General features: G+C 58.5%; 26 protein-coding genes and 1 riboswitch. Of the genes, 19 read left to right on the forward strand and 7 right to left on the reverse strand.

Features of this window, described 5'->3' with window-relative positions; genetic code table 11:
• The first annotated feature begins 12 nt into the window (after nucleotides 1-12).
• The 13 genes from manD to gutQ all read left to right on the forward strand — a co-directional run bounded on the left by manD (nucleotide 13) and on the right by gutQ (nucleotide 12,427).
• On the forward strand, nucleotides 13-1,227 hold the full coding sequence (gene manD / locus ACTJJ1_RS19330) for a D-mannonate dehydratase ManD (protein ID WP_006327237.1): 1,215 nt from the start codon (nucleotides 13-15) through the stop codon (nucleotides 1,225-1,227).
• A 14-nt stretch (nucleotides 1,228-1,241) separates the two neighbouring features.
• Complete coding sequence (locus tag ACTJJ1_RS19335; protein WP_004951970.1) at nucleotides 1,242-2,258, forward strand: Zn-dependent oxidoreductase; 1,017 nt, start codon at nucleotides 1,242-1,244, stop codon at nucleotides 2,256-2,258.
• A gap of 84 nt (nucleotides 2,259-2,342) precedes the next feature.
• On the forward strand, nucleotides 2,343-3,632 hold the full coding sequence (locus tag ACTJJ1_RS19340; protein ID WP_006327239.1) for an MFS transporter: 1,290 nt from the start codon (nucleotides 2,343-2,345) through the stop codon (nucleotides 3,630-3,632).
• A gap of 47 nt (nucleotides 3,633-3,679) precedes the next feature.
• The gene (locus ACTJJ1_RS19345) at nucleotides 3,680-5,152 is read left to right on the forward strand and encodes a mannitol dehydrogenase family protein (protein WP_440834911.1); all 1,473 of its coding nucleotides are present in this window, start codon (nucleotides 3,680-3,682) and stop codon (nucleotides 5,150-5,152) included.
• A 109-nt stretch (nucleotides 5,153-5,261) separates the two neighbouring features.
• Nucleotides 5,262-5,948 (forward strand): GntR family transcriptional regulator, encoded by a 687-nt coding sequence (locus tag ACTJJ1_RS19350; protein ID WP_006327242.1) that lies wholly within the window; start codon nucleotides 5,262-5,264, stop codon nucleotides 5,946-5,948.
• 251 nt (nucleotides 5,949-6,199) lie between these two features.
• Nucleotides 6,200-7,249 (forward strand): class I fructose-bisphosphate aldolase, encoded by a 1,050-nt coding sequence (gene fbaB / locus ACTJJ1_RS19355; protein ID WP_004951977.1) that lies wholly within the window; start codon nucleotides 6,200-6,202, stop codon nucleotides 7,247-7,249.
• Nucleotides 7,250-7,483: 234 nt separating this feature from the next.
• On the forward strand, nucleotides 7,484-8,032 hold the full coding sequence (srlA, locus tag ACTJJ1_RS19360) for a PTS glucitol/sorbitol transporter subunit IIC (protein ID WP_004941528.1): 549 nt from the start codon (nucleotides 7,484-7,486) through the stop codon (nucleotides 8,030-8,032).
• Between the two features lie 15 nt (nucleotides 8,033-8,047).
• Nucleotides 8,048-9,028 (forward strand): PTS glucitol/sorbitol transporter subunit IIB, encoded by a 981-nt coding sequence (srlE, locus tag ACTJJ1_RS19365; protein WP_064799090.1) that lies wholly within the window; start codon nucleotides 8,048-8,050, stop codon nucleotides 9,026-9,028.
• Between the two features lie 23 nt (nucleotides 9,029-9,051).
• Complete coding sequence (gene srlB / locus ACTJJ1_RS19370) at nucleotides 9,052-9,414, forward strand: PTS glucitol/sorbitol transporter subunit IIA (RefSeq protein WP_004951982.1); 363 nt, start codon at nucleotides 9,052-9,054, stop codon at nucleotides 9,412-9,414.
• A 10-nt stretch (nucleotides 9,415-9,424) separates the two neighbouring features.
• A complete protein-coding gene (gene srlD / locus ACTJJ1_RS19375) occupies nucleotides 9,425-10,204 on the forward strand; it encodes a sorbitol-6-phosphate dehydrogenase (RefSeq protein ID WP_004951983.1) in 780 nt (259 codons plus the stop codon).
• A gap of 45 nt (nucleotides 10,205-10,249) precedes the next feature.
• On the forward strand, nucleotides 10,250-10,606 hold the full coding sequence (gene gutM / locus ACTJJ1_RS19380) for a transcriptional regulator GutM (protein ID WP_004951985.1): 357 nt from the start codon (nucleotides 10,250-10,252) through the stop codon (nucleotides 10,604-10,606).
• Nucleotides 10,607-10,689: 83 nt separating this feature from the next.
• Complete coding sequence (srlR, locus tag ACTJJ1_RS19385; protein WP_004951988.1) at nucleotides 10,690-11,463, forward strand: glucitol operon DNA-binding transcriptional repressor SrlR; 774 nt, start codon at nucleotides 10,690-10,692, stop codon at nucleotides 11,461-11,463.
• Nucleotides 11,456-12,427, forward strand: a complete 972-nt coding sequence (gutQ, locus tag ACTJJ1_RS19390; protein WP_208904333.1) for an arabinose-5-phosphate isomerase GutQ — start codon at nucleotides 11,456-11,458, stop codon at nucleotides 12,425-12,427. The genes srlR and gutQ overlap by 8 nt, the downstream gene beginning before the upstream one ends.
• A 46-nt stretch (nucleotides 12,428-12,473) precedes the next feature.
• Here gutQ and ACTJJ1_RS19395 read toward each other — a convergent pair whose 3' ends face one another.
• From ACTJJ1_RS19395 to thiM, 3 genes are all read right to left on the reverse strand, one after another.
• The gene (locus ACTJJ1_RS19395; protein WP_004951993.1) at nucleotides 12,474-12,932 is read right to left on the reverse strand and encodes an inhibitor of vertebrate lysozyme family protein; all 459 of its coding nucleotides are present in this window, start codon (nucleotides 12,930-12,932) and stop codon (nucleotides 12,474-12,476) included.
• 86 nt (nucleotides 12,933-13,018) lie between these two features.
• On the reverse strand, nucleotides 13,019-13,819 hold the full coding sequence (gene thiD / locus ACTJJ1_RS19400) for a bifunctional hydroxymethylpyrimidine kinase/phosphomethylpyrimidine kinase (RefSeq protein WP_006327254.1): 801 nt from the start codon (nucleotides 13,817-13,819) through the stop codon (nucleotides 13,019-13,021).
• The gene (thiM, locus tag ACTJJ1_RS19405; protein ID WP_006327256.1) at nucleotides 13,816-14,610 is read right to left on the reverse strand and encodes a hydroxyethylthiazole kinase; all 795 of its coding nucleotides are present in this window, start codon (nucleotides 14,608-14,610) and stop codon (nucleotides 13,816-13,818) included. The genes thiD and thiM overlap by 4 nt, the downstream gene beginning before the upstream one ends.
• Before the next feature lie 36 nt (nucleotides 14,611-14,646).
• A riboswitch (TPP riboswitch) is annotated at nucleotides 14,647-14,738 on the reverse strand.
• Nucleotides 14,739-14,806: 68 nt separating this feature from the next.
• Between thiM and ACTJJ1_RS19410 the strand changes: the two genes are divergently transcribed.
• A complete protein-coding gene (locus ACTJJ1_RS19410; protein WP_004952013.1) occupies nucleotides 14,807-15,232 on the forward strand; it encodes a GNAT family N-acetyltransferase in 426 nt (141 codons plus the stop codon).
• Nucleotides 15,233-15,310: 78 nt separating this feature from the next.
• Here the strand turns inward: ACTJJ1_RS19410 and ACTJJ1_RS19415 are convergent, their stop codons facing one another.
• On the reverse strand, nucleotides 15,311-16,561 hold the full coding sequence (locus ACTJJ1_RS19415; RefSeq protein ID WP_202290609.1) for a glycoside hydrolase family 68 protein: 1,251 nt from the start codon (nucleotides 16,559-16,561) through the stop codon (nucleotides 15,311-15,313).
• 343 nt (nucleotides 16,562-16,904) lie between these two features.
• On the opposite strand from ACTJJ1_RS19415, the gene ACTJJ1_RS19420 reads away from it, so the two are divergent.
• Entirely contained in the window at nucleotides 16,905-17,585 is a 681-nt protein-coding gene (locus ACTJJ1_RS19420) for a class I SAM-dependent methyltransferase (protein ID WP_202290608.1), read from the forward strand.
• Here ACTJJ1_RS19420 and ACTJJ1_RS19425 read toward each other — a convergent pair.
• A complete protein-coding gene (locus ACTJJ1_RS19425; RefSeq protein ID WP_325986889.1) occupies nucleotides 17,562-18,803 on the reverse strand; it encodes an MFS transporter in 1,242 nt (413 codons plus the stop codon). The genes ACTJJ1_RS19420 and ACTJJ1_RS19425 overlap by 24 nt on opposite strands.
• A gap of 94 nt (nucleotides 18,804-18,897) precedes the next feature.
• On the opposite strand from ACTJJ1_RS19425, the gene ACTJJ1_RS19430 reads away from it, so the two are divergent.
• Together ACTJJ1_RS19430 and rluF are read left to right on the forward strand one after the other, a co-directional pair.
• Nucleotides 18,898-19,341: a winged helix-turn-helix transcriptional regulator gene (locus ACTJJ1_RS19430; RefSeq protein ID WP_202290606.1), complete on the forward strand. Its 444-nt coding sequence runs from the start codon at nucleotides 18,898-18,900 to the stop codon at nucleotides 19,339-19,341.
• A 280-nt stretch (nucleotides 19,342-19,621) separates the two neighbouring features.
• Nucleotides 19,622-20,383, forward strand: coding sequence for a 23S rRNA pseudouridine(2604) synthase RluF (gene rluF, locus ACTJJ1_RS19435; RefSeq protein ID WP_440834916.1), 762 nt, complete (start codon nucleotides 19,622-19,624; stop codon nucleotides 20,381-20,383).
• 69 nt (nucleotides 20,384-20,452) lie between these two features.
• Here rluF and ACTJJ1_RS19440 read toward each other — a convergent pair whose 3' ends face one another.
• Nucleotides 20,453-23,542, reverse strand: coding sequence for an autotransporter outer membrane beta-barrel domain-containing protein (locus tag ACTJJ1_RS19440; protein ID WP_440834918.1), 3,090 nt, complete (start codon nucleotides 23,540-23,542; stop codon nucleotides 20,453-20,455).
• Between the two features lie 230 nt (nucleotides 23,543-23,772).
• Nucleotides 23,773-24,087 (reverse strand): hypothetical protein, encoded by a 315-nt coding sequence (locus ACTJJ1_RS19445; protein WP_004952028.1) that lies wholly within the window; start codon nucleotides 24,085-24,087, stop codon nucleotides 23,773-23,775.
• A 179-nt stretch (nucleotides 24,088-24,266) separates the two neighbouring features.
• On the opposite strand from ACTJJ1_RS19445, the gene ACTJJ1_RS19450 reads away from it, so the two are divergent.
• A complete protein-coding gene (locus ACTJJ1_RS19450; RefSeq protein WP_004952029.1) occupies nucleotides 24,267-24,899 on the forward strand; it encodes a response regulator transcription factor in 633 nt (210 codons plus the stop codon).
• Entirely contained in the window at nucleotides 24,896-26,677 is a 1,782-nt protein-coding gene (locus ACTJJ1_RS19455) for an ATP-binding protein (protein WP_440834920.1), read from the forward strand. Before ACTJJ1_RS19450 ends, ACTJJ1_RS19455 begins: the two co-directional genes overlap by 4 nt.
• Nucleotides 26,678-26,687: the final 10 nt, after the last annotated feature.

Consider the following 26,687-nt stretch of genomic DNA (forward strand, 5'->3'; position numbering starts at 1 on the left):
GATGTAGACGTTATGAAAATTGTTAACGCAGAGGTGTTTGTCACTTGCCCAGGCAGGAATTTCGTCACGCTGAAGATCACCACCGACGACGGCATTACCGGCATCGGCGACGCCACCCTCAATGGCCGCGAACTGCCGGTAGCCTCCTACCTGAAAGATCATGTCTGCCCGCAATTGATCGGCCGCGATGCCCACCAGATCGAAGACATCTGGCAATTCTTTTATAAGGGCGCCTACTGGCGGCGCGGCCCGGTCACCATGTCCGCCATCTCCGCCGTCGATATGGCGCTGTGGGACATTAAAGGCAAAGCCGCCAATATGCCGCTGTATCAGTTGCTGGGCGGCGCATCGCGCACCGGCGTGATGGTTTACTGCCACACCACCGGCCATTCCATCGACGAAGTGCTCGACGACTACGCCAAACATAAAGAGCTGGGCTTTAAAGCCATCCGCGCCCAGTGCGGCGTGCCGGGCATGAAAACCACTTACGGCATGGCCAAAGGCAAAGGGCTGGCCTACGAGCCGGCCACCAAAGGCAACTGGCCGGAAGAGCAGCTGTGGTCCACGGAGAAATACCTCGATTTCACCCCCAAGCTGTTCGAGGCAGTGCGCAACAGGTTCGGTTTTGACGAGCATCTGCTGCACGACATGCACCACAGGTTGACGCCGATCGAGGCCGCGCGCTTTGGCAAAAGCATTGAACAGTACCGGTTGTTCTGGATGGAAGATCCGACCCCGGCGGAGAACCAGGAATGTTTCCGTCTGATCCGCCAGCATACCGTTACGCCTATCGCCGTCGGCGAAGTCTTCAACAGCATCTGGGACTGCAAACAGCTGATTGAAGAACAACTTATCGACTATATCCGCACCACCCTCACCCACGCAGGCGGTATCACCGGCATGCGCCGCATCGCCGATTTCGCCTCGCTGTATCAGGTGCGTACCGGTTCGCATGGCCCTTCCGACCTGTCGCCTATCTGCATGGCGGCGGCGCTGCACTTTGATCTGTGGGTACCGAACTTTGGCGTGCAGGAATATATGGGTTACTCCGAACAAATGCTCGAGGTGTTCCCGCACAGCTGGACCTTCAACGACGGCTACATGCACCCGGGCAACAAACCGGGGTTGGGCATTGAGTTCGACGAAAAACTGGCCGCACGCTATCCGTACGAACCGGCCTATCTGCCGGTCGCGCGCCTGGAGGACGGCACCTTATGGAACTGGTAACGGGAGAACGCGCAATGCAAAGCGTGGTGATTGAACAACCTGGCCGGCTGGTTATCCAGCAGCGCCCACTGCCGCAGCCGGCGGCCGGCGAAGTGCGGGTAAAGGTGAAGTTTGCCGGCATCTGCGGCTCCGATGTGCACATTTATCATGGGCATAACCCGTTCGCCCGCTACCCGCGCGTGATCGGCCATGAGTTTTTCGGCGTGATCGACCAGGTGGGCAGCGACGTCGATCCGCAACGCATCGGCGAACGCGTTTCGGTGGATCCGGTGGTGAGCTGTGGCCATTGCTATCCTTGTTCCATCGGGCGCCCCAACGTCTGTACCGAGCTGCAGGTGATCGGCGTGCACCGCGACGGCGGCTTCAGCGATTATGCCTGCGCCCCGGCGCGCAACGCTTACCGCATTCCTGAAAGCATCAGCGATCGCCACGCCGCGATGGTCGAGCCTTTCACCATTGCCGCCAATATCACCGCCCACCTGCAGCCCAGGGCCGAGGATATCGCGCTAATCTACGGCGCCGGGCCGATGGGGCTGACGGTGATCCAGACGCTGAAAGGGGTCTACGGCGTGAAGCAGGTGATTGTTACCGATCGCATCGCCGAACGGCTGGTTATGGCGCAAGAAAACGGTGCCGACTGGACGTTCAATAACGCCGAGGCTTCGCTGCCGGCAGAACTGGAACGACGCGGCATCCGCCCGACGCTGATCGTCGACGCCGCCTGCCACCCGGCTATTTTGCAGGAAGCCATTAACCTTGCATCACCGGCGGCGCGCATCGGCATCATGGGTTTCTCCGGCGATGCCTGCACCGTCACCCAGCAAAGCATCACCAGCAAGGAGCTGTCGATTTTCTCCTCGCGCCTCAACAGCGCCCGCTTCCCGCAGGTTATCGACTGGATGGCCGGCGGAAAAATCGACCCGCAGCGGTTAATCACCCATTGCGTCGCCGCCAGTGAAGTGGAACAGGCGATGCTGATGTTCGAAAAAGATCAGCGCACCTGCTGCAAAGTGTTACTGCAATTCAGTTAGTTTTGTTAACACCGGGGCATAGGGCGGCCTGGCCGCCCTTGCAGAGAACAAAGCATCAAAACTAGAAATATATGGAGTGCTTTTATGTTTAAAAACCTGCGTTGGACCATAGTATTCCTGCTGTTCATGGTCTTTATGATCAACTACCTCGACCGCGTCGCGCTGTCGATTACCGTACCGATGATCGAAAAAGATCTGATGCTGAACGCCGAGCAGTTCGGCCTCATCTTCGGCAGCTTCTTCTTCGGCTACGCCATCTTCAACTTCATCGGCGGGCTGGCGGTCGACAGGTACGGCCCGACGCTGGTGCTCGGCATCGCCGTGGCCTTATGGTCAATCTTCTGCGGCATGACGGCGTTCGCCACCGGCTTCTATTCCATGCTGATCCTGCGCATCCTGTTCGGCATGGCCGAAGGGCCGATCAGCTCTTCCGCCAACAAAATGATCAACGGCTGGTTCCCGAAGAAACAGGCGGCCACCGCCATGGGCCTGCTCAGCGCCGGTTCGCCTTTGGGCGGTGCGGTAGCCGGGCCGATCGTCGGCTATCTGGCGCTGGCGTTCGGCTGGCGGATGGCGTTTATGATCATCTGCTCGATCGGCATCGTCTGGATGCTGGTGTGGTTCTTCGTGGTGGCGGATAACCCGGCCAAGAGCAAGCACGTCAGCGAAAACGAGCGGGCACTGATCAACAAACTGAAAGAGGAAAAAATCAGCGAAGAAGAAGAGCTGAGCGACGCCGCGCATGGGCTGGGCTACTACCTGAAGCAGCCGATCATCCTGGTCACCGCGTTCGCCTTCTTCTGCTACAACTACATCCTGTTCTTCTTCCTGAGCTGGTTCCCGGCGTATCTGGTGCAGGCGCACAACCTGAACATCAAGGAAATGAGCCTCACCACCATGATCCCGTGGATTGTCGGTTTTGTTGGGCTGGCGCTCGGCGGCTATATCTCCGACAAGATTTTCAATATCACCGGCAAGCTGCTGCTGTCACGCAAGATCGTCCTGGTGACCAGCCTGTTGGCGGCGGCCATTTGCGTCGCATTGGCGGGCACCGTCAGCAGCGTGGTGCCGGCGGTCATGCTGATGTCGGTCTCCATCTTCTTCCTGTATATCACCGGGGCCATTTATTGGGCGATCATTCAGGACGTGGTGCATAAATCCCGGGTCGGCGGCGCCAGCGGCTTCGTTCATATGATCGGCAGCGTGTCGGGGATCATTGGCCCGGTAGTGACCGGTTATATCGTGCAGAACACCGGCAAGTTCGACAGTGCCTTTATCCTGGCCGGCGGCGTGGCCGCACTCGGCGCCGTGTTGGTGTTGCTGGTGATCAAGGCACCGCGCAATGCCGCACAACCGCAGATCTCGAAACACTAACCCCTTCGGGGCGGCCAACGTCGCCCCGCTCTTTCAGGGATTTCAGCATGACACTTTCCAGCAACAGCGCGCTGCCGGCGGCAATTGCCCGGCCAGGTTACGCCCGTGAACGCATAAAACCCCGCATTGTCCACCTCGGCTTTGGCGCCTTTTTCCGCGCGCATCAGGCCGTGTATGCCGAGCAGTTGGCCAACGAGCACGCCGGCGACTGGGGCTACTGCGTGATCAGCATGCATAACGGCCAGCAAAAAATCGCCGATCTGCAGCAGCAGGATTTGCTGTATACGGTGGCCGAAATGGACGGCAACGGCTGGCGCGGCCGCACGATCGGCGTGATCAGGCAAGCGCTGCACTTGCAGATCGACGGGTTGGCAGCGGTACTCGGCGCCATGGCGCAGCCAGAGATTGCCATAGTTTCATTGACCGTCAGCGAGAAAGGCTACTGCTATCAACCTGCCAACGGCCAGTTGATGCTCGATCACCCGGATATTCAACACGACATCGCCAACCCGCTGCGGCCGCGGTCCGCGCCGGGGCTGATCCTGGCTGCGCTGCGCCTGCGCCGGGAACGCGGCCTGCCGGCATTTAGCGTGATGTCCTGCGACAACATGCCGGCCAACGGCCAGGTAACCCGCAACGTCGTCACTCAACTGGCGCAGCGGCAGGATGCCGGGTTGGCCGACTGGGTGCGGCAAAACGTCCGCTTTCCTTCCACCATGGTAGACCGCATTGTCCCGGCGGTGACGCCGGAAACCCAACGCCAGTTGCAGGCATTGCTGGGCGGCGTGAGCGATGCGGTCGGCGTGGCTTGCGAACCCTTTCGCCAATGGGTGATCGAAGACGACTTCCCGCAGGGGCGGCCAGAGTGGGAACGAGCGGGCGCCGAGCTGGTCGGCGACGTGCTGCCGTACGAGGAAATGAAGCTGCGGATGCTGAACGGCAGCCACTCGTTCCTTGCCTATCTCGGCTATCTGGCCGGTTATCCGCACGTCAGCGACTGCATGCAAGATGAGGATTTTGTCCGCGCAGCGCGCCATTTAATGTTGGCGGAACAAGCGCCGACGCTGCAGGTAAGCGGTGTCGATTTGGCTCATTACGCCGACTCGCTGTTGCAGCGCTACCGTAACAGCGCGTTGAAACACCGCACCGGGCAGATCGCCATGGACGGCACGCAAAAATTGCCGCAGCGCCTGCTGGATCCCATTCGCCACCATCTGGCGCACGGCAGCCGTTTTGACGCCCTGGCATTGGCCGTGGCCGGTTGGATGCGCTATGTCGGCGGCCTGGATGAGCAGGGCCAACCGATAGAAATCAGCGATCCCTTGCGTGAACGCATTGCCGATTTGGTGGCGGGCAGCGAGGAAGGTCCACAGCGCGTGCTTGCGTTGCTCCAGTTGGAAAGGGTATTTGGCCATGACCTTCCGGACAGCCCATGCTTCGTTAGCGCAGTAACCCAAGCCTATTTGACGCTGTTGGATAAGGGAGCAAAAGCCGCCGTCGCCGGATTAGCGGTTAGTTGATAGATCGATTGAAATTCATCAGGCTGCGGCGGGATTTATACGCCCGCAGCCCCAAGATAATCTGCTAGTATGGTGGCATTCACAGCAAGTCGGGTCACTGATTGTCGCCATGTCTGAATCCTACAGCCTCACCAACACCCTTCCGGTCAACCAGCAAATTTACCGTTTCCTGCGTAAAGACATTGTCGACTGCACCATTCCGCCCGGCACGCTGCTTTCCGAGAAAGAGATTTCCACCCGTTTTAGCGTTTCGCGCCAACCGGTGCGCGAGGCTTTCATCAAGCTGGCGGAGGCCGGGTTGGTGCAGATACTGCCGCAGCGCGGCACTTTCGTGATGAAGATTTCCGCCAAGCGGGTGGCCGACGGACGCTTTATCCGCCAGGCGGTGGAGTGCGCGATCGTCCGCCGCGTGGCGCAGCGGATCACACCGGAACAGCTGATGACGCTGGAGCACAATTTGCATCGCCAGGAACTGGCGGCGCAAAACCAACAGACGCGCGAGTTTTTGGCGTTGGACGATGAGTTCCACCAGTTGCTGACCCAGTTCGCCGACTGCCCGCTGGCCTGGGAAACCATCGAAACCATTAAGGCCACCATGGATCGGGTGCGTTTTCTCAGCCTGAGCGAAGTGTCGCCGCCGGAAAGCCTGATCCAGCAGCATTATCGGATCTTTGCCGCGCTCAAGGCGCAGGATGCGGACGCCGCCGAACGCGCCATTCATGAGCACCTGCAGGAGATGATCTACTCTATTACGCCGATCGCCCTGCAAAACACCGAGTGGTTCGATATCGAGTAATCAGCCAGTTACCGCGCCGGGGGCGATCGCCCTCGCGTATTTGCCCCTGCAAATGGAATTTCCTCTCAATCGCATCTATTGTTTCTCCTTGCCAAAGGAAATTCAGTAGTCTCGTTCTTACAGCTTTAATCACCGCTTTCTGCTATGCCGGTGACCCAATATCCCCTATGGCTTTCAAGTTGCAGCCAGGGCTTGAAAGACGACGGGGATGGCATTGCCGGTGTATAAGGGAGCTAAATCGGGAGTCAATCATGACTGATATCGCGCAGTTGTTAGGAAAGGAAGCGGAAGACCTGTTGCAACACCGCTGTACCACCATCCCTGCTGAGAATCTGTACCTGCCGGGCGCCGACTTTGTCGACCGGATAATGATCGATAACAACCGTCCCAATACCGTCCTTCGTTCCATGCAAACCCTGCTCAACCATGGCCGCCTGGCCGGCACCGGTTACCTGTCGATTCTGCCGGTCGATCAGGGCATTGAACACTCGGCCGGCGCTTCTTTCGCCGCCAACCCTTTGTATTTCGATCCGAAAAACATCGTCGAACTGGCAATCGAAGCCGGCTGTAACTGCGTCGCCTCCACCTACGGGGTGCTGGCGTCGGTATCACGCCGCTATGCCCACAAAATTCCGTTCCTGGTCAAACTGAACCATAACGAAACTCTGAGCTACCCGACCCAATACGACCAGACGCTGTACGCCAGCGTCGAGCAGGCTTTCAATATGGGGGCGGTCGCGGTCGGCGCAACCATTTACTTCGGCTCCGAGCAATCTCGCCGCCAGATCGAGGAGATCTCCGCCGCCTTCGAACGCGCGCACGAGTTGGGCATGGTCACCGTACTCTGGGCCTATCTGCGTAACCCGGCGTTCACCAAAGACGGCGTGGATTACCATTCCAGCGCCGATCTCACCGGCCAGGCCAACCATATTGCCGCCACCATCGGCGCCGATATCGTCAAGCAAAAAATGGCGGAAAACAACGGCGGCTACCGCGCAGTAAAATTCGGCTATACCGATGACCGCGTCTACAACAAGCTGACCACCGATCACCCGATAGATCTGGTGCGTTACCAGTTGGCCAACTGCTATATGGGCCGCGCGGGCTTGATCAACTCCGGCGGCGCCGCCGGTGAAAACGACCTGCAGGAATCGGTGCGCACCGCAGTCATCAACAAGCGTGCGGGCGGCATGGGCCTGATCCTGGGGCGCAAGGCGTTCAAGAAATCGATGAAAGAAGGCGTGGCGCTGATCAACGCCGTGCAGGACACCTACCTGGACAAAAACGTCACCATCGCCTGACCCCTTTTCCTACCCCCACAGCCCGGTACGCCGGGCTTTTTTGTGCCTGTCTTCCGCCAATACCTTCGTTTCACCCTTACCTTTCTTTCATTATTAACTTTCACAATAAAATATTTATCTTTCAAAATGTGATCTATTTAAAACAAATGAATCCGTAAAGTGATTAGTGTAAGGCCCATGGCGACAGAGCCACTTTTCGCTCCAGGCCATATCGTCCATCACAGGAGAGCAATAATGATTGAGCTAATCACCCACGGCGCCGAGTGGTTTATCGGCCTGTTTCAGAAAGGTGGTGAAGTGTTCGTCGGCATGGTGACCGGCATTTTACCTTTGTTAATCAGCCTGTTGGTCATTATGAATGCGCTGATCAAATTTGTAGGCCAGGAACGTATCGAACGATTGGCGCAGCGCTGTGCGGGCAACCCGGTATCGCGCTATCTGCTGCTGCCGCTGATCGGTACCTTTGTTTTCTGTAACCCGATGACCCTCAGTCTCGGGCGCTTTATGCCGGAGAAATACAAGCCCAGCTACTATGCGGCGGCATCCTACAGCTGCCACTCGATGAACGGCCTGTTTCCGCACATCAACCCCGGCGAGCTGTTCGTTTACCTCGGTATCGCCAGCGGCCTGACGACTCTCGGCCTGCCGCTTGGGCCACTGGCGGTAAGCTATTTCCTGGTCGGGTTGTTCACCAATTTCTTCCGTGGCTGGGTAACCGACCTCACCACCAGTCTGTTCGAACGCAAAATGGGCATCCGCCTGGATCGCCAGGTGCAACTTTAATCCGTGGAGTGCAGCATGAGTGCTTATATCCGTATTGAGAAAGGCGCCAGCGGCTGGGGTGGCCCGTTGGAGATTGCTGTCGAACCCGGCAAGAAAGTGGTGTACATCACCGCCGGCACCCGCCCTTCGATCGTCGATCGGCTCAGCGAGCTGACCGGCTGGCCGGCAGTCGACGGCTTTAAAGAGGGCGAACCGCCGGCGGAAGAGATTGGCGTGATGGTGATCGACTGCGGCGGCACCCTGCGCTGCGGGTTGTATCCGAAGCGCCGCATCCCGACGGTCAATATCCACGCCACCGGCCAGTCCGGCCCGCTGGCGCAGTTTATCCTCGAGGACATTTACGTCTCCGGCGTACGTGACAACAACATCAGCCTGGTAACGTCGGCAACCGATACGGCGCAAAAGGCCCCCGCCCCGCAGCCAAAAGGGCGGGATTACGACACCAGCAAAAAAATCACCGAACAGAGCGACGGCCTGCTGGCCAAGGTCGGTATGGGCATGGGCTCGGTGGTGGCGGTGTTCTTCCAGGCCGGGCGCGACACCATCGACACGGTGCTGAAAACCATCCTGCCGTTTATGGCGTTCGTCTCGGCGTTGATCGGCATCATCATGGCCTCGGGTCTGGGTGATTTTATCGCCCACGGCCTGACGCCGCTGGCCAGCAGCCCAATCGGCCTGGTGACGCTGGCGCTGATCTGTTCCTTCCCGCTGTTGTCGCCCTTCCTCGGCCCCGGCGCGGTGATCGCCCAGGTGATTGGCGTGCTGGTCGGGGTGCAGATCGGTCTCGGGCATATTCCGCCGCAGCTGGCGCTGCCCGCGCTGTTTGCGATTAACGCGCAGGCTGCCTGCGACTTTATTCCGGTCGGCCTGTCGCTGGCGGAAGCCAAACAGGACACCGTGCGGGTCGGCGTGCCGTCGGTACTGGTCGGGCGTTTCCTGACCGGAGCGCCAACGGTGCTGATCGCCTGGGCCGCTTCGGCCTTCATCTATCAATGACACTGTTTTGCAGGGAAAAGATCATGCACACCATTTTCCACACCACCATTACGCAGATTGGCGGCAGCGCCCGCGAGGCATTGCAGGATGACATGCTGATCACCTTCCGCGAAGGCGCGCCGGCGGACATTGAAGAGTTTTGCTTTATCCATCGGCACGGCGACACCGCCGGTGAACTGCAGGTCGGCGGCTGGATGGAGCTGGCGGAGCAGCGTTATCCGATCACCGCCGTCGGCAGCGTCGCTACGCAAAACCTGCGTGAGCTGGGTCATGTCACCGTACGCTTCGACGGCGTAACCCAGGCCGAGTTTCCGGGTTCGATCCACGTTTCCGGCGCCACGCCGGCCGATATCCCGTTAGGCAGCACGCTGAAATTTATTGCATAAGGAGTAGACCATGTCTGAAGTAGCGGTAGTGATTGGCGGCGGCCAAACCTTAGGTGCGTTTTTATCCCACGGCCTGGCGCAAGCGGGTTACCGGGTCGCGGTAGCCGATTTGAACGCCGACAATGCCCGGCAGGTGGCGCAACAGATTAACCATGAGTTCGGTGCGGGCCGCGCCCAGGCTTTCCAGGCCGACGCCACCGACGAGCAGAGCGTCATTGCGCTGGCGGCGGCGGTGGATCAGGCGTTCGGCCAAGCCAATCTGCTGGTTTACAGCGCCGGTATCGCCAAGGCGGCGCCGATCACCGATTTCCTGCTGGGGGATTTTGACCGCTCGTTGCAGGTCAATCTTGTCGGCTATTTTCTGTGCGCCCGCGAGTTTTCCCGCCTGATGATCCGCGACGGCGTGGCCGGGCGTATCATCCAGATCAACTCCAAATCCGGCAAGGTGGGCAGCAAGCACAACTCCGGTTACAGTGCGGCCAAGTTCGGCGGCGTGGGGCTGACCCAGTCGTTGGCGCTCGATCTGGCGGAATACGGCATTACCGTGCATTCACTGATGCTCGGCAACCTGCTGAAGTCGCCGATGTTCCAGTCGCTGCTGCCGCAATACGCGCAAAAGCTGGGGATCGAGCCGGATCAGGTCGAAAAATATTACACCGACAAGGTGCCGTTGAAACGCGGCTGCGACTATCAGGACGTGCTGAACACCCTGCTGTTTTACGCCAGCGACAAAGCGTCTTACTGCACCGGCCAGTCGATTAACATCACCGGCGGTCAGGTGATGTTCTGATGTGATCGCCTCCCCCTCCACCCGGAGGGGGATTAAGGAGGCATTATGACTCAAGCATTGGTTATCTTCGCCGTACTGGCCTGGCTGCTGCAAATCGGCCTGGGCGGGTGGCAAATCCGCCATTTCAACCGCGCCTTCGATCGCCTGTGCCGGCAGGGCACCGTCGGCGTCGGGCGCTCCGGCGGCCGTTTTCGACCCCGGGTCGTGCTGGCGCTGGCTTTCGACGCCGAGCGGCGAGTCTGCGGCAGCCTGATGATGCGCGGCCTGACCATCTTCGCCCGGCCGCAGCCGCTCACCCATTTGCACGGCCTGCATCAACAGGATTTGCGCCCGGATGTGATCTTCCCCGAGGATCGTGCATGCCGGACTGCACTATCGTTAGCGATTGCCCCTAAATCATGATATTTTCACATTAAAAGACATTACCTTTCATATTGAATTATTCGCTGAAGGGAAATGCTCACCTCTTGTGAACGGGAATCGCGATGAAACCAAAGCAGCGGCAGGCCGCTATCCTTGAATATCTGCAGCGGCATGGCAAAACGGCAGTGGACGCCCTGGCCGAGCATTTTTCCACTACCGGCACCACCATCCGCAAGGATCTCACCCTGCTGGAAGACGAAGGCGAGGTGATCCGCACTTACGGCGGCGTGGTGCTCAGCCGCGACGACGGCGACCAGCCGATCGACCGTAAAACCCATATCAACAGCGAAAAGAAACGCCAAATCGCTTACGCCGCCATCAAGCTGATTAACGACGGCGACTCGTTGATTTTCGATGCCGGCAGCACGGTGCTGCAAATGGTCCCACATCTGGCGCAGTTCAATAACATCACGGTGATGACCAACAGCCTGCATATCGTCAACGCGCTGGTGGAGCTGGACAACGACCAAACCATCCTGATGCCCGGCGGCACCTACCGCAAAAAATCGGCCTCGTTCCACGGCAGCCTGGCGGAGTCGGCGTTCCAGAAGTTCAGCTTCGACAAGTTGTTTATTGGCGCGGACGGGGTCGATCTCAACGCCGGCGTCACCACCTTTAACGAGGTGCATAACGTCAGCAAGGCGATGTGCGAGGCTGCCAGCCGCATTATCCTGCTGGTGGATTCGTCGAAATTCGGCCGCAAAAGCCCGAACGTGGTGTGCGACCTGAGCGCCGTGGATACGCTGATCACCGATAAAAACATCAATCCGGATTACCTCGCCGCGCTGCAAGCGAAAGGCATCAATATCATTCTGGTAGGAGATTCCGATGAGTAACGCTACTGCCCTGCTGGCTTTTGCCCGCGAAACGCTGGAAATTGAGCTGACCGAAGCGCAGCGCCTGCTGGCGCGCCTGGACGACAATTTCGTCTGCGCCTGCGAACTGCTGTTGAACTGCCGGGGCAAGGCGGTGATTTCCGGCATCGGCAAATCCGGCCATATCGGCAAAAAAATTGCCGCCTCGCTGGCCAGCACCGGCACGCCGTCGTTCTTCGTCCACCCTGCGGAAGCGCTGCACGGCGATCTCGGCATGATCGGCGCCGATGACGTGGTGGTGTTTATCTCCTATTCCGGCCGCGCCAAGGAGCTGGATTTGATCCTGCCGCTGCTGGCGGAGAACAACATCCCGGTGATCGCCATTACCGGTGGCAAAGAGTCGCCGCTAGCGCTGGCCGCAGCCTGCGTGCTGGACATCAGCGTCGAACGCGAGGCCTGCCCGATGGGGCTGGCCCCCACCTCCAGCGCGGTCAATACGCTGATGATGGGCGACGCACTGGCGATGGCATTGATGCGCCAACGCGGGTTCAACGCCGAAGACTTTGCCCGCTCCCATCCAGGCGGCAGCCTGGGGGCGCGCCTGTTGAACCGGGTACACCACCTGATGCGCACCGGCGATCGTCTGCCGCAGGTCAGTGAAAAAGCCAACGTGATGGAAGCGATGCTCGAACTGAGCCGCACCGGGCTGGGGTTGGTACCGGTGTGCGATGCGCAGCAAAAAGTGGTGGGGGTGTTTACCGACGGCGACCTGCGCCGCTGGCTGGTAAAAGGCCATAGCCTGCAGGATGCGTTGGGCCAGGCGATTACCCGCCCCGGCTACCGTTTGCCGGAACAGTGGCGCGCCGGAGAAGCGCTGGAGGCATTGCACGAACAGCACATCAGCGCTGCGCCGGTGGTCAATCTGGATGGCGTGCTGGTGGGCGCGATCAACCTGCACGACCTGCATCAGGCCGGCATCGGCTGAGTGCGTGGCCTCAGGGCGCAGGCAATGAACTGCGCCCCAGGTCGTTTTATTTCCAGTCGGGATTGCTCTCGAACTGTTTTTTCAGCAGCGCCTTCATGTCTTCGTCCGGCTTGCCCAGCCATTGGTACTTGGCGTATTTCTTTGGATGATCGATCGCTTCCGGTTTGTTGGCGACCTCTACCCGCACGCCCCAGGCCTGGGATTTGTCTTCTTTAAACGCCACGATCAAGAAGTTGTTGGCGCAATCGTGCGGCTTGCACAGATTACCCACCAGGTAGTTCTGCCCCTTCCAGCTCAGGCTTTGCGCCGGAGTGGAAGTACCCATCCCCTTGCGCGCCCAGCCCGGCAGACGAGCCTGCCCCTTCACCATGTTCTGCCAGCTGGTTTGATAACCCGGCTGCTGGATCACGTCCGAGGTGGTAACAATCTGCTGGGCAACGCTGCCCGCACTGAGGCTGAGTAACGCGCCGAAGATGGCGCAGCGAAGTGCGTTTTGTCCTGTCATGGCCTTCTCCCTTGGTTAAATCCGATCGTACCCGGCAAACGCCGGGCATGGATCCAGTCTGACCACAACAAGGGCAAAAAGTTGAATCACCACCACGCGTGAAAATGATGCACCGGCCCGATGCCGTGCCCCACCTCCAGGGTATCTGCTTGCTGCAATGCCTTTTGCAGATAGTCCTTGGCGGCGGCGACCGTGCCGGCCCAGTCTTCATGGCGCGGGCGCAGCGCAGCCAGCGCGGCGGAGAGCGTGCAGCCGGTGCCGTGCGTATGACGAGTCGCCACGCGCGGTGCAGTGAAGCGCAGTTCCTGCTCCGCGCTGAACAACCAGTCCGGGCTTTCGTTTTCGCTGAGATGGCCGCCCTTCATCAGCACCGCCTGGCACCCCATGGCCAGCAATGCCCGGCCCTGTTCGCGCATCTGATGCTCATTTTCCGCCGGGGCGCACGCCAACAAAGCCGCCGCCTCCGGCAGGTTCGGCGTGATGATCGACACCTGCGGCAGCAGTTCGCGGCGGATAGACTCTACCGCCTCCGGCGCCAGCAAGGGATCGCCGCTTTTCGCCAGCATCACCGTGTCCAGCACCACGAACGGCGGCCGGTAATGCCGCAGGCGTTCGGCCACCGCCTGCACGATATCGGCGTTGGCCAGCATGCCGATCTTGGCGCTGTCGATGCGCACGTCGCTGAATACCGAATCCAACTGGGCGGCGACGAACGCCGGATCGATGTTATATACCGACTGCACGCCACGGGTATTTTGCGCCACCAGCGCGGTGATCACGGAAGTGCCGTAAGCCCCCAAGGCAGAAAAGGCTTTCAGATCGGCCTGGATGCCGGCGCCGCCGCTCGGATCGGTGCCGGCGATGGTCAAAGCGTTAATCCGTTTCATTGCAGCTCCTCCGCACGCAGTTGATACAGGGCGTCGAGGAACGCCGGGGTAAAGCTGCCCGGCCCCGCAGCCCGGTGCGTGGCCCGCTCGCCGCAAAGCGACATCACCCGGCAAGCGGTCGCGACGTTGTCCAGCCGATCGCCCGGCAGGCTGCAAAATGCCGCCACCACCGCCGAAAGCGCGCAACCTGTGCCCACCACCCGCGTCATCAGCGCATCGCCACCGGCGACCGCCCAGTCGCGCCGGCCATCGGTGATGTAATCCACCACGCCGGTTACCGCCACCACCGCGCCGCTGAGCTGCGCCAGTTCCCGTGCCGCCGGCAAAGCCGCCAGCGAGTCGTCGGTGCTGTCTACGCCGCGCCCGGCGCTCTGCCGGCCGCTCAGCGCCATAATTTCAGACGCGTTGCCACGGATCGCCGCCGGCTTCTCGCCCAGCAAACGACGGGCAAAGGCGGTGCGGTACGCCAACCCGCCCACCGCCACCGGATCCAGCGTCCAGGGCGTTCCCGCCAAATTGGCGGCTTCTACCGCCGCCAGCATGGATTCGGCGCGCGAGGCATTGAGAGTACCGATATTGATTAACAGGGCACTCGCCATCTGGCTGAACTGCGCCGCTTCGGTCGGTTCCACCACCATCGCCGGGGAAGCGCCAAGCGCCAGCAATACGTTAGCCGTCAGCTCCTGCACCACTTCGTTGGTCAGGCAGTGAATCAGCGGGGGCTGTTGTTTGAATTGGGTCAGACAGGCCGCGGCGCGGGCGCCGGGTAAAGCATCAGGTCGAGCGAACATATTCCTCCCAACCGGCGTTCAAGAAGGCGGGTACCGGTTGGGGCACCGAGACTTCCCTACGCTGGCATAATCCAGATCAGGTAATACGGGTAAAATCTCAGCCCCTTGGGGCACCCCGAGTCAAGGAGGCCATTATTGGGGTTGCTGCCGGTGAGGTCAATCGCGCTATAGTGTCAAAAAATAAAAAGGAGCTGCCATGCAAATAAGACCCTACCGTGAAGCCGATCGTCCGTTCTTGCGCACCCTTTATCTGGCTGCGCGCAAGGCGGCGTTCACCTGGCGCGATACCGAAGATTACCGGCTGGAGGATTTCGACCGCTCGACGCTGGGCGAGGATATCTGGGTGGCGGAAGATCAGGGAAAACTGCTGGGATTCGTGTCGATTTATCGCCAAGATAACTTTATTCACAACCTGTATGTCGATCCTCACCTCCCGCCACGCGGCGTCGGCACGGCCCTGCTGCAAGCGGCGGAGCGAACCTTTACCGCCACCGGCTCGCTGAAATGCCTGGTGAAAAACGAGAAGGCGCTGGCGTTTTACCATAAGCATGGCTGGCAAAAGATAACCACCGGCAACGACGGCGGCGAAGAATACTACCTGCTGCATTCGCCTAAAAAATAGCCTTATCCGCTGTGAGTCAAACCTGAAAAGGCCTGACATCGTCAGGCCTCTGGAGCGTCTCAGACTACTGGCCGCAGGTTACCCTTGCAAAACGATATCCTGCATCGCAGGGATATAACCGTAATCATAGACCTCGCGTACAAAGGAACGGTCACCTTCCAGCACAATCCGTACCGTTGGCGCCTCAGTTCCGCCGATACGGTAATCCTCGCCGACGGTCGGCACGCTGTCGATAAACGACGTCACCAAACCATTCGGCATCACGCAGTGCGAATACGTCTGGAAAGGCTGTTCCGGCGGGTTACCCAGTACCAGACCTGAGGCGTTCATCGGCGTGTAAGGCCCGGTCAGACGATCGCTGACGAAACCGTACACCCCATCCGGCCCGGTCAGACCTTCGGCATAGGTGAATTTATGGCTGATGGTGAACAGGTAATACTTGCCGTCCTGGAACACATAGTGCGGACGTTCGGTCTGATCGTTGACACCCACCGCCGTGACCAGCGGCGGCAAAATCTCCCACTCTTCACCGCTGTGATCCTTTGCCACCGCCAGGCCGATGCAGCCCACCTGGAAACGTGCGCCGCCCACCTCTTCATGGCCCGGCGGCACCAGCCCCAACTCATCCGGGCCAACCACATGCGAACCGCGATCGCCGGCTACGTTGCCTTCGAACACCATATACAGCTTGCCATCCTGCGGATCGATAAACGGACTTGGGTCACGGAAGTTCCAGTAGGCATTCTGCGCTTCGGTCTGGTAATACACCCCATCGGCCTCGAACAGCGATTTCACCTCGTTGAAGTCCTGCAGTTGCACGCCGTCATCCGACGTCACAATGCGGCCGCGCACTTTGGCAATGGTGGCACCCGGCGTCACGCAGGTGTAATACAGGTCGATGTCGCCTTCGTTATTCAACAGGATCGGGGTACCGGCCCATTCACGCGTCGTCGGTGAAACCCCTTCCGCCATCACCCGGCCGCCGAAGATCCAGTCTTTGCCGGTACGGGAATACCAGTAACACATGCGTGCACGGCCGTGGCGATCTTCCCAGTCACGCTTGATGTCGTAATTGCCATTGCCATCAATATACTGCGGGTCATGCGGATGGCGATCGGCGGTCAACGTCAAAATCACTGACCAGCCGTTGACGGAGACCACGGTGCCATCCAGGGTGCGCAGCGGCATGGTGTCCCAGATGAACACGCTGTCGCTCATTACCGGAAAATCGGCGCTCACCAAAGGTTGCGTGGTGGTCGGATCCTTTTCGTTAACTTTCAGCGCCTCTGCTCGGGTCCAAATGGTCGGTTTGTAATTTACGTTTGTCATAATGATTTCCTCTTAGCAAGTAAGCTCCCCCATGCCGGGAACGACGGCGGCAGGAGCGGTGAGCGCGGCAAAATGTGACGCGCTGCGGCTGATGAGTGGCCGTGCCGCTATATTGCTAAATCGGTTTGGCTAATGCATGCGGTTAGGTTTGTGTGAGGCGCCAGACAAACCCTAAAGGTAAGAATGGCGAAATGAGTGGGATAAGAGAGGGGCACCGGGTTAGCCGCCCTGTGTCTAGGGCCTTTCAGCACTGCCCAGCGTCAATGCGACAATGCGAATGGATTTCATTTGCGTTAAAGACTATCCTCCGGTTTACCTCTTACAGGCTATTCAAGGAATGGACATGCAACATCAAACGGATACCCGTTTCCCGGACGCCGCTGCGGCAGACTACGATCGCCGTATTCTGACGCTGGTGCCCGGCTATCAGTTCGCCCAGTCGCTGCTGACCGCCACCCTGGCACAAGCGTTACCGCCGCAAGCCCGGCTGCTGCTGGCCGGTTGCGGCACCGGCAACGAACTGATTGCGCTGGCGGATATCGGCCCACAATGGCTTTTCAGCGCCGTGGAACCTTCCGCCGGTATGCTGGCGGCGGCACGTATCAAGGCGGAAGTGGCAGGCTGTGAACCGAGAGTCACCTTCCACCAACAACTGCTGGACCAGGTGCCGCAAGGGCTGCACGACGCCGCCGTTTGTTCGCTGGTGCTGCACTTTATTGCCGATGACGGCGCCAAGCAGGCCTTCCTGCAACAGTTGGCCGCGCGGTTGTCGCCAGGTGCGCCGCTGCTGCTGTTCGACTATCAGCCGGATGGCCTGCCGGTCAGCCACTATCAGCATTGGCTGCAAAGCGCCGGGCATTCCCTCGATGGCGCACGTGAGGTGATTGAACGCACCCGCAGCAACTGGCATCCGCTAGCGGCACAGCGCGCCCGATTGCTGCTGACGGAAAGCGGTTTTACCTCACCGCAGTTGCTGTGCGACGCGCTGGGTTTCCGGCTGTCATTGCTCTACCGCCGTGCCTGAGGCCGGCATGCCACGCAGCGTCAGCCACCAGAACAGCAAGGCGACCAGGCTGACGCCCGCCCCTAACCAACACACGCCGGGCCAACCCGCCACGGCGTAGACATGGGTGCTGGCAAAGGCACCCAGCCCGCTGCCCACGGCGTAAAACAGCATATAACAGCCCACCAACCGGCTGTGGGCCTGCGGGTGCGCGCTAAAAATCATGCTCTGGTTCAGCACGTGAATCGCCTGCCCGGCCAGATCGAGCAGCACAATGCCGACCACCAGCCACCCCAGACCGTACCCCAGCATGCCGAGCGGCAGCCAGGCCAGCACCAGCAACAGCAGGCAGACACCGCTCGCCACTTGCCCTAACCCGCGATCCGCCAGATGCCCGGCACGCACCGCCGCCAGCGCACCCACCGCCCCGACCAAACCGAAGGCGCCAATCACCGAATGTGAAAAATTGAACGGTGCCTGGCTGAGCGGCAGCACCAGCGCGCTCCAGAAGATACTGAACGCGCCAAACATCAGCAGTGCCAGCATGCCGCGAATTTGCAGCGTGCGATCGCGCAGCAATAAAGCCAGCATCGAGTGCAGCAAGGCCGGATAACTGAGCGACGGCGGCGGCGTGCGCGGCGTTGGCAACAGGCGCGACAACACCGGCAACAGGATCAACGTCACCGCAGCCGAGAAAAAATAGACCGCCCGCCAGCCGCCGATATCCGCCAGTGAGCCGGACAAGGTGCGCGCCAACAACAGGCCCAGCACCACCCCGCCTTGCGCCGCGCCCACTACCCGCCCGCGTTCATGTGGTGCCGCCAGCGTGGCGGCAAAGGCGACCAATCCCTGAGTCATGGCGGTGCCGAGCAGCCCCACCAACAGCATGCCTGCCAGCAATAGCACGCTGCTGTGCGCCCAACCCACCATGCACAGCGCGGCCATCAACAACAGTTGCTGTACCGCCAGCAGCCGGTGGCGATTAATCAGATCCCCCAGCGGCACCACCAGCAACAGAGCCAGCGCACAGCCAAGCTGGGTGGCGGTGATCACCATCCCCACCGACGCCAGGCTGATGTTGAAATCATGAGCGATCGCATCCAGCAGCGGTTGGGCGTAATACACGTTAGCCACGCTGAAAGCGCTGGCCCCGGCCAGCAGCAGCACTAGCGAAACGGGTAGCCGGCTGAGCGCACGGCTTTGCGGTGGACAGATCGGATCCAGCGTTTTGTCACTCATCGTTCACCCTTAAAGTGGTTTCATTATTAAACCCAATGAACTTTACGCGTAGAGGTTTTATAATGCAACCAGATGTCATGAAGGGAACTGAGCCATGAAACGTAAAAGCCTGGAAGATGCACAGTGTCCGGTGGCACGTACGCTGGATGTGATCGGCGATTGGTGGTCGCTGCTGATCGTGCGCGACGCCTTTGACGGCATACGCCGCTTCAGCGAGTTTCAAAAGGGGTTGGGAATGGCGAAGAACATTCTCTCCACCCGCCTGCGCACGCTGGTGGCGCACGGCATTTTGGAAATAGCGCCCGCTTCGGACGGCAGCGCCTATCAGGAATATATTCTCACCGACAAGGGCCGCGCCCTGTTTCCGGTGATCGTCGGCCTGCGCCAGTGGGGGGAAGATCATCTGTTTGCACCGGGCGAAGCGCACTCGCATCTGGTGGAAAGCGGCAGCGGCCAACCTATCCCGCGCATGACGCCGACCGGCCACGGCGGGCAGACTCTTACGCCGCTGAATACCCGAGTGGTGAAGGTGGAATGAGCATCAGCGTCGCCATGGCTCCCACTGTCGGGCAAACCTTACCGAGGAAGGTCATCGTTGAACCTTGTACGCCTGAAATCAGAGTATCGGCATGCATAAAAGACCAAAAGTGTCAGATATGACACTTTATGGTTTCCGGCAGAACAACGTGAAGCCGTGCTCAGGTACGTGGCAAGGAGAATAACCTTGCTTGGCGTGACCGAGCTTAAAACGACGTGAACGTGCCCCGGCCTTGCAACGCCCCCTGCGTAAGGTATAGTCCGCGTTTTACGGGGAAACCATGCTGACTCAACCATCCATTCGCCTTAACAAATACATTAGCGACAGTGGCATCTGTTCCCGTCGCCATGCCGATCGTCACATCAAGCTGGGCAACGTTTTTATCAACGACAGGCTGGCCGCCGTGGGCGCACAGGTATTTTCCGGGGACAGGGTGAGGGTTAACGATCGGCAGATCGCGCCGCGTGACGCGGATGATCTGGTGCTTATCGCGCTCAATAAGCCGGTTGGCGTCCTCACCAGCATGGGCAAGCACGAGCGGGATAACATCGGCGATTTCGTTAACCACAGCCAACGCACCTTCCCTATCGGCCGCCTGGATAAGGCCTCACAGGGGCTGATTTTTCTGACCAATCAGGGTGAACTGGTCAACAAGATCCTCCGCGCCGGCAATAATCACGAAAAAGAGTACCTGGTCACCGTAAACAAACCGCTGACCGATGCGTTTATTCAAGGTATGGGAGCGGGTGTGCCGATATTGGGTAAAGTGACCCATCCATGCCAGGTGGAGAAAGAAACCCCGCAGGTGTTTCGCATCACGCTGGTTCAGGGGCTTAACCGCCAGATTCGCCGCATGTGCAAATATTTCGGTTATGAGGTCACCAAGCTTGAGCGCGTACGCATCATGAACGTCGATCTCACCGGGCTGGCGCTGGGCGAGTGGCGGGATTTTACCGCTGATGAACGGCTCGAATTATTTAAGCTGATAGAGCACTCATCGTCCGAAGAGCCTTGCCTTGCGGCACAAGAGCGCCGAAGCTGAGATATCGCCAGGCAACACCCCGTTGCCCAGCGACATCTCGATACCACAAAGACCTAATGCCTCAGCACATCAGAATGACCATTTGATGTTGGCATTGACCGCATTAACCTGAGTATCGGAACCGTATTGCCCCTGATAACCGACGGCCAGCGTGGTGGATCGCGACAGCTTCACGCTCACCCCGACATCAGCCACCATCAGATTGTCATCAACCGCCTGCCCCTGGGTGACAAAAGCGTCACTGCCGGCAAATGCCATGCGCGATGAGGTATTTTTATCGCCGTAGGCATGCTGCCAACCCAGTGAGCCGTAAAGGCTGACGTTTTTCGGCAACTCTTTGATACCGCGCACGCCCAATGTCGAATAGAACGTATTCATCGTTTCATTGCGGACGCTCAGCGCGGCGGCGCCGCCCCTTTCCTGGAAGTTATCGGTGTGCAGACGGATGTAGCTCAGATTGATAAAGGGCTCGACGTTAGCGTCCGGCTGCCCGAAACGGTAGCCCGCTTCGGTGAACGCCAGCAGCGAGTCGGCGTCGTAGTCCGCCTTGAGCCGATCGGAGAAATTGCCGAAATCAACGTTGCGCTCATTCTCAAGCCGATGCCAGGTGTAACCCAGCGCACCGCGCAAGGAGAAGGCATCCTGCTGCCCTGCGGCATACAGACCCAGATGATAATTGTCGCTGTCGGACTTGGAACGGCGGCTATCAATATCGTAATCGCCGCGGCTATACCCAAAATATCCCCCAATGCGGACATTGTGGTCAGTGAGCTTGCGATCGGCACCGATCAGGAAACCGCTGGTGTTGCCATCCAGTTTCCCCACGTTGTCGTTACCGCTGTTTCTTGTCCAGGAGCCGAAGGTCTGCCCCCATACGCCGTTATTTTCGGCATTGGCCGGCTGAACCAGCGTCATCGCCAGCGGTGGAACGGGCAACGCATCATTATCAAACGCGCGCAGCATGCGCTGATTCAGGACGCTGAACACTTGGGTGCTGCCGGCAATCAGGTTTGACTGAATGGAGGGATAGACTTCACCAGACAGTTGATTGAATGCGTCGCGAGCTTCCGGCGCGTTCAACAACAGCAAGGAGTTGTATAAGGCCAGTGAAGGGCCGCTCTGCGCCAACGTCGAGAGGGCGCCGGCGGTATTCCACTGGTTGTCGGTTTGCGCCACCGTTTGGAAAATACCGGGCTTGCTGCCGCCCTCACCTGGGTTGCCGCCCTCGCCTGGATTGCCGCCCTCACCTGGGTTGCCACCCTCACCTGGGTTGCCACCCTCGCCTGGGTTACCGCCTTCACCTGGATTGCCGCCCTCGCCTGGGTTGCCGCCTTCACCTGGGTTGCCGCCTTCGCCTGGGTTGCCGCCTTCGCCTGGGTTACCGCCCTCGCCTGGGTTGCCGCCTTTTTGCGCAATCGTCAGATCCACGGCATTCGTACTCTGGTTGAGCGCCACGTCCAAAAATGCAGATTTTGAGATAGCCTCGGCAAACTTGCCGTCAATCCCGCCCTCCGAGGTTAAAATGCGGTAGCTTTGTCCTGTCTTATAACTGGTTTGCGGATCCAGCGCGGTAACCTGCACTTTGGCCTGCTCGCTGATGGTGGTTTTACCCGCGACGACCAGTTTGTCGCTGCTGCCGTCGCCGGCGATATCGACGTCGTAGAAAGATTCACCGAGGAAATTAAGATAGCGTTTCAGCGTAAGCGTGCCGATATTGCCGTCGCCGGGGGAAATATGGCCGCCGGACTGGATCTCGGTCTGGCCCAGGGTGCCGTTACCGCCCAAGGTACCGCCGGATTTGATCGACGCGGCGCTGCTGTAACCCAGGCCATTGCTGACGTCAGAACCGGCCGTGCCGTTGAGGATCAAGGTGCCGCCGTTCTCGGCGCTCAGCGTCTGCACATCGAAAGGACTGTCTTCTGGTTGCGTATTGATATCGCCGGCGATGATGATTTTGCCGCCCCGCGCGGTCACATTCGCCTGGAGCTGGGTCAGATCGCCGCTCAGGGTTGTGCGCCCGGCGGTATTGATAACCTCGCCTTCCCCCATCATCTTGTTGCGGAAGTCGTAGTTGTCGGAAGTATGGTTAAAGTAAACATAGCTGCCGAACAAGCCGCCCCGCAGGTTGATCGCCGTCTGAGCATCGACCGTGCCCGCGCCACCCGCCGCGCCGAGCGTGGGTTCGGTCAATCCGGTGCCGGTATCCATATTGCCGCGGCTGCCGATGATCAGCGCGCCTCTGTTCGAGCCGGAGCCGGTATCGCCCAACCGCAGTTCGTTTGCGCCGGCGGAAAACTCGCCGCCGTCAACGACCGACAGCACGCCATTGCCGTAATCCCCCACGTTGACATGGCTCCCGCTGGTAAAGCGCGAGCCATTGCCGGCGATGTAGAGTTCGGCGGTTTTACGCGCGCCTGAGACGCCCGCCACCTCGATGCTGCCGACGTTGACCGCACCGCCGTTCAGCACATCAAGATCACCGTAAAGCGTGAGCGCACGGCCGACATGCCACTGCGAATTCGCCCCCGTAACCGTGGCTTTCGGGCTTAGCTTATCGGTCTCGCCAGGCCCGGAACCGTTGCCGATGCGCGCATCGAACGTGGTGTTCAGCACCGCGCCGTCTTCAATCGACAGAGTGGATCGGGCCCCCAGATCGGTGCCGACGCTGAGAAAATTGCTGACGACTCTGGAACCGGCGCCCGTCGCGACAAGGTGGCTGTCGTAGCCGCGGTTGGAGCCGACGACGATCTCTTTCGCGCTGGCCAGCGCCCCTTCTTCAACCCGCAATGTGCCCAGCCCCAGATTAATATTGCCGTGCATGACGGATTGGTCATTGATGGCGTTCAATACCGCGTTCGGCCCTTTGACCGTGACCGAACTTTCATAAATTTGACCATTGGCGCGGGTGCCGATATTGATGTTATAGGCGTTGACTTCACCATTATCGATCAACAGGTTCCCGCCTTGATTACGGCCGACATAAACATTGCCCGCGTAACTCAAAGGTTCCGTAATACGGGAGTCGCCATCAAAAATAGCATCATCGGCGCGCGCCATATCGGCGGGCCCAATCAATATCAATGGCGCGGAAAAAAGTGCAAGGTAAACTTTGGAAAGCGGTTTTTTTACCGCTAAGTGGTGCGATGTTTGATCTTTCATGTTCTATCTCCGGCCCAATTATCTTGATGCCATCAAAGTTATTATTTATATGAAAAACTCAATGCATTAGAGGATGCGTGGTGCGTTATTCACGAACACAGCGGGCGAGCACAGAGGGATTGTCATCGAGACGCCGGCTTATTGCCCCCCAGCGCCAATGCCCCGATGCCAAAATTATTGGGACTGCGGATCAGTCCTGATTGCCAACTCCGGCTCGCGCCTGAGGCGAATTATTTATGCGTGACGACTGGAGTACAGGTCGGTGCGCTCAATGATGGCGCCGAACCTAAAATACCCGGCATCATCAGCGAGGAGCAGTCGAAAATGCGGCCTTTCTCGGTGGTGGCGCGGTAAGAAAGTTTTTGCCCGCCCAGGGCATCGGGTTGAGCGCCATTGACATTGGTCACGGTTATTTCATCGGATGAGCCCAGGCCCAGCATTTTAGCCGTTTCCGCCTGCAACAAGGGTATTGCCTGATCGGTTTTCAACGTTGAACAGCCGGCCACCAGTAAAGTAACGGCTAAAGCGATAAGTGGTTTTTTCATAAATTATCCTTTGTAACCAAACAGTTCAAAATACTGATTGGCTTTATGTTTTCTCTTATCCAAATCCTCGAATAATATATTTCCCTTTCCTAAACAAAAAAACCCTCCTAAAGTAGGGAGGGTTGATAATAACAAGTCATCGGAGCCAATCTGGTACGTTTACACGAAAGGAGATATCTTTGGAGCAGGATTATGCACTGGTTGTCGATGACCATCCGTTGGTGGCAAGCGGCATCGCCAATTACCTGAATACGCATTGTCGTTTTAAACATGCCTATGTGGTAACCAACGAAACTCATTGTTATCGCCACATTCTGGAAAATGGCGCGCCACGCTTAATGGTCATCGACTTTTGGTTGTCCGAGGGGACGGCGTTGAAGTTACTCAAAGAGCTAAAAAACCAGTATTCTAAGATTCGTTTTTTGGTGGTCAGCGGCGATGAGAACAATGAAATATGGCAAAAGGTGCGTGATGCCGGCGGGCACGGATTTGTATTTAAAAACGAACCACCTGAATTATTCGCCGAAGCCGTTTCCGCACTGATGGAAAATAAAAAATGGTTCCCTTTGGAGCATGAGGAGTGTGTAAATAACGCTCACGGCCACCTGCAAAAATTCAATTTAACCCCGCGGCAAATAGATGTATTAATCATGATGATGCGCGGCTTCCCCAATAAGCGAATAGCTGCGCAGCTGTCTATTTCCGAACCCACGGTGAAAGAGCACATCAGCAACATTCTCAAAAAAATAGGCGTAAACAGCCGGGTGGAAGCCATCACCCTGCTGCATGGCAGGCAGGATCATTTGCAATGAAATTACTTCAATCATTACAAAATGATGAGATCTCCCCACGCGCGCAGATCCGCCTGCTGGACAATACCTTCATGCGGTTGGTCTTCAGCTTTACCGCCGTGCCCTTTGTCGGTATTCCTTTCGCCATTTGGCTCTATTTGTTGGGGAAAGAACTCACGCCGATTATTGTCTGGATACTGATATATTTTCTCTGCGCATTGGCCATCAGATTATGGCATCGGCGTTATCGTCATGACACCCAGGAAAATAACGCCAGCGCAGTGATTAGCCGTTGGCTGCCGCGCATTAATAACGTTGCATTCGTGCATGGTTTGGGTATTTCATCCTTATATTTAATCGCCCCAGAAAAAAACAGTTTCGATTTTTTCCTGTTATTAAACATCAGTATCGCGGCCATCGTCGCCGCCAACGCAACCCATCTGACGCCGGTCATCAGCACCTTTACGCGCTTTTTCTTCGCCTCCTGGGGTGTGCTTAATCTTGGCATTATCTGGCGACTGGGCGATGTCATGCCGATCGTGCTGATGCTCAATTTGCTTTATGGGTTCGCCATTTACCGGCACGCATTAACCTCGCATGCCTTTTTTATTCAGCAAGCCCTGCTCGAAGAAAAAAGCTCGCGCCTTGCGGAACAATTTCGGCAGGCCAAAGAAGAGGCGGAGCAAGCCTTGCTGGATAAAAATCAATTCTTGACCACCGCCAGCCATGATTTGCGCCAGCCGGTGCACGCGATGGGTTTTCTGATCGAGGCGATCATCCATAAGAATCGCGACGCCACGCTGATCCCTCAGCTGTTGGATCTGCAACAAAGCGTGCGATCCGTGCACCTGATGTTTAATTCGTTGCTCGATCTCAGCAAGATTGAGTCCGGCAACGTCAGTACGGCGACTACCCATGTGGACATCGGAAAGCTACTGGATTCCGTGATTACGCTGTTCCGCGAAGAGGCCAACAGCCGGGCATTATCACTGCGCACATGGCGGCCCAAACGGCGGGTTTGCGTGATGGGCGATCAATTGCTCATCCGGCAATCGCTGATCAACCTGATACAAAATGCGCTGCGTTATACGCAAGAAGGCGGCGTATTGATCGCGATCCGCCCACGGGGCGAGGAATGCCTGATCGAAGTGTGGGACACCGGCGTCGGCATCGCCGATGAAGAGAAAGGTAAAATCTTTTCCCCCTATTATCGGCCCGAGCTGGCGTGGAAAATCGACAGCGCCGGCCATGGATTGGGGCTGGCGGTGGTGGCGCGCTGCGCCAAATTGATGAAGGTGAAATACGGCATGCGCTCCATCGAAGGCAAAGGATCGCGTTTCTGGATGCGTTTTGCCCTGTATGCCGGTGAAGAGCATCCGCCGGAAAGCGTTAACAGCTACGCCAACACCGGTGCCCCAACCCGCTATGAGTCATTAAGTGGCGCCTGCCTGGTGGTGGATGATGATCCGCTGGTGACCTCCGCCTGGGAGAGTTTGATGAGCACCTGGGGCATTACCGTGCGCTGTGCGGCTTCCGCAGAGGAGGCTTTTGCGATTATCGACGAAGGCTTCACGCCTTTCGCCGTGCTGTGCGACCAACGGCTCCGCTCCGGCGAGAGCGGCTTCGATATCTTGAAAGCGCTGTTTGAGCGCCTGCCGGATACCAGCGGCGCCATGGTCAGCGGGGAGTTCAACTCGCCGGTTCTGCAAGAGGCCGAGCAGGAAGGTTATCTGGTATTGAGAAAGCCGCTGGAGCCGGCGAAATTGCATGCTTTGTTGAGCCAGTGGGCGAGTAGTTAGCGAACACAGA

It is taken from the genome of Serratia sp. 22264 (genome assembly GCF_052045345.1).
In the GTDB taxonomy this organism is placed as follows: Bacteria; Pseudomonadota; Gammaproteobacteria; order Enterobacterales; family Enterobacteriaceae; genus Serratia; species Serratia plymuthica.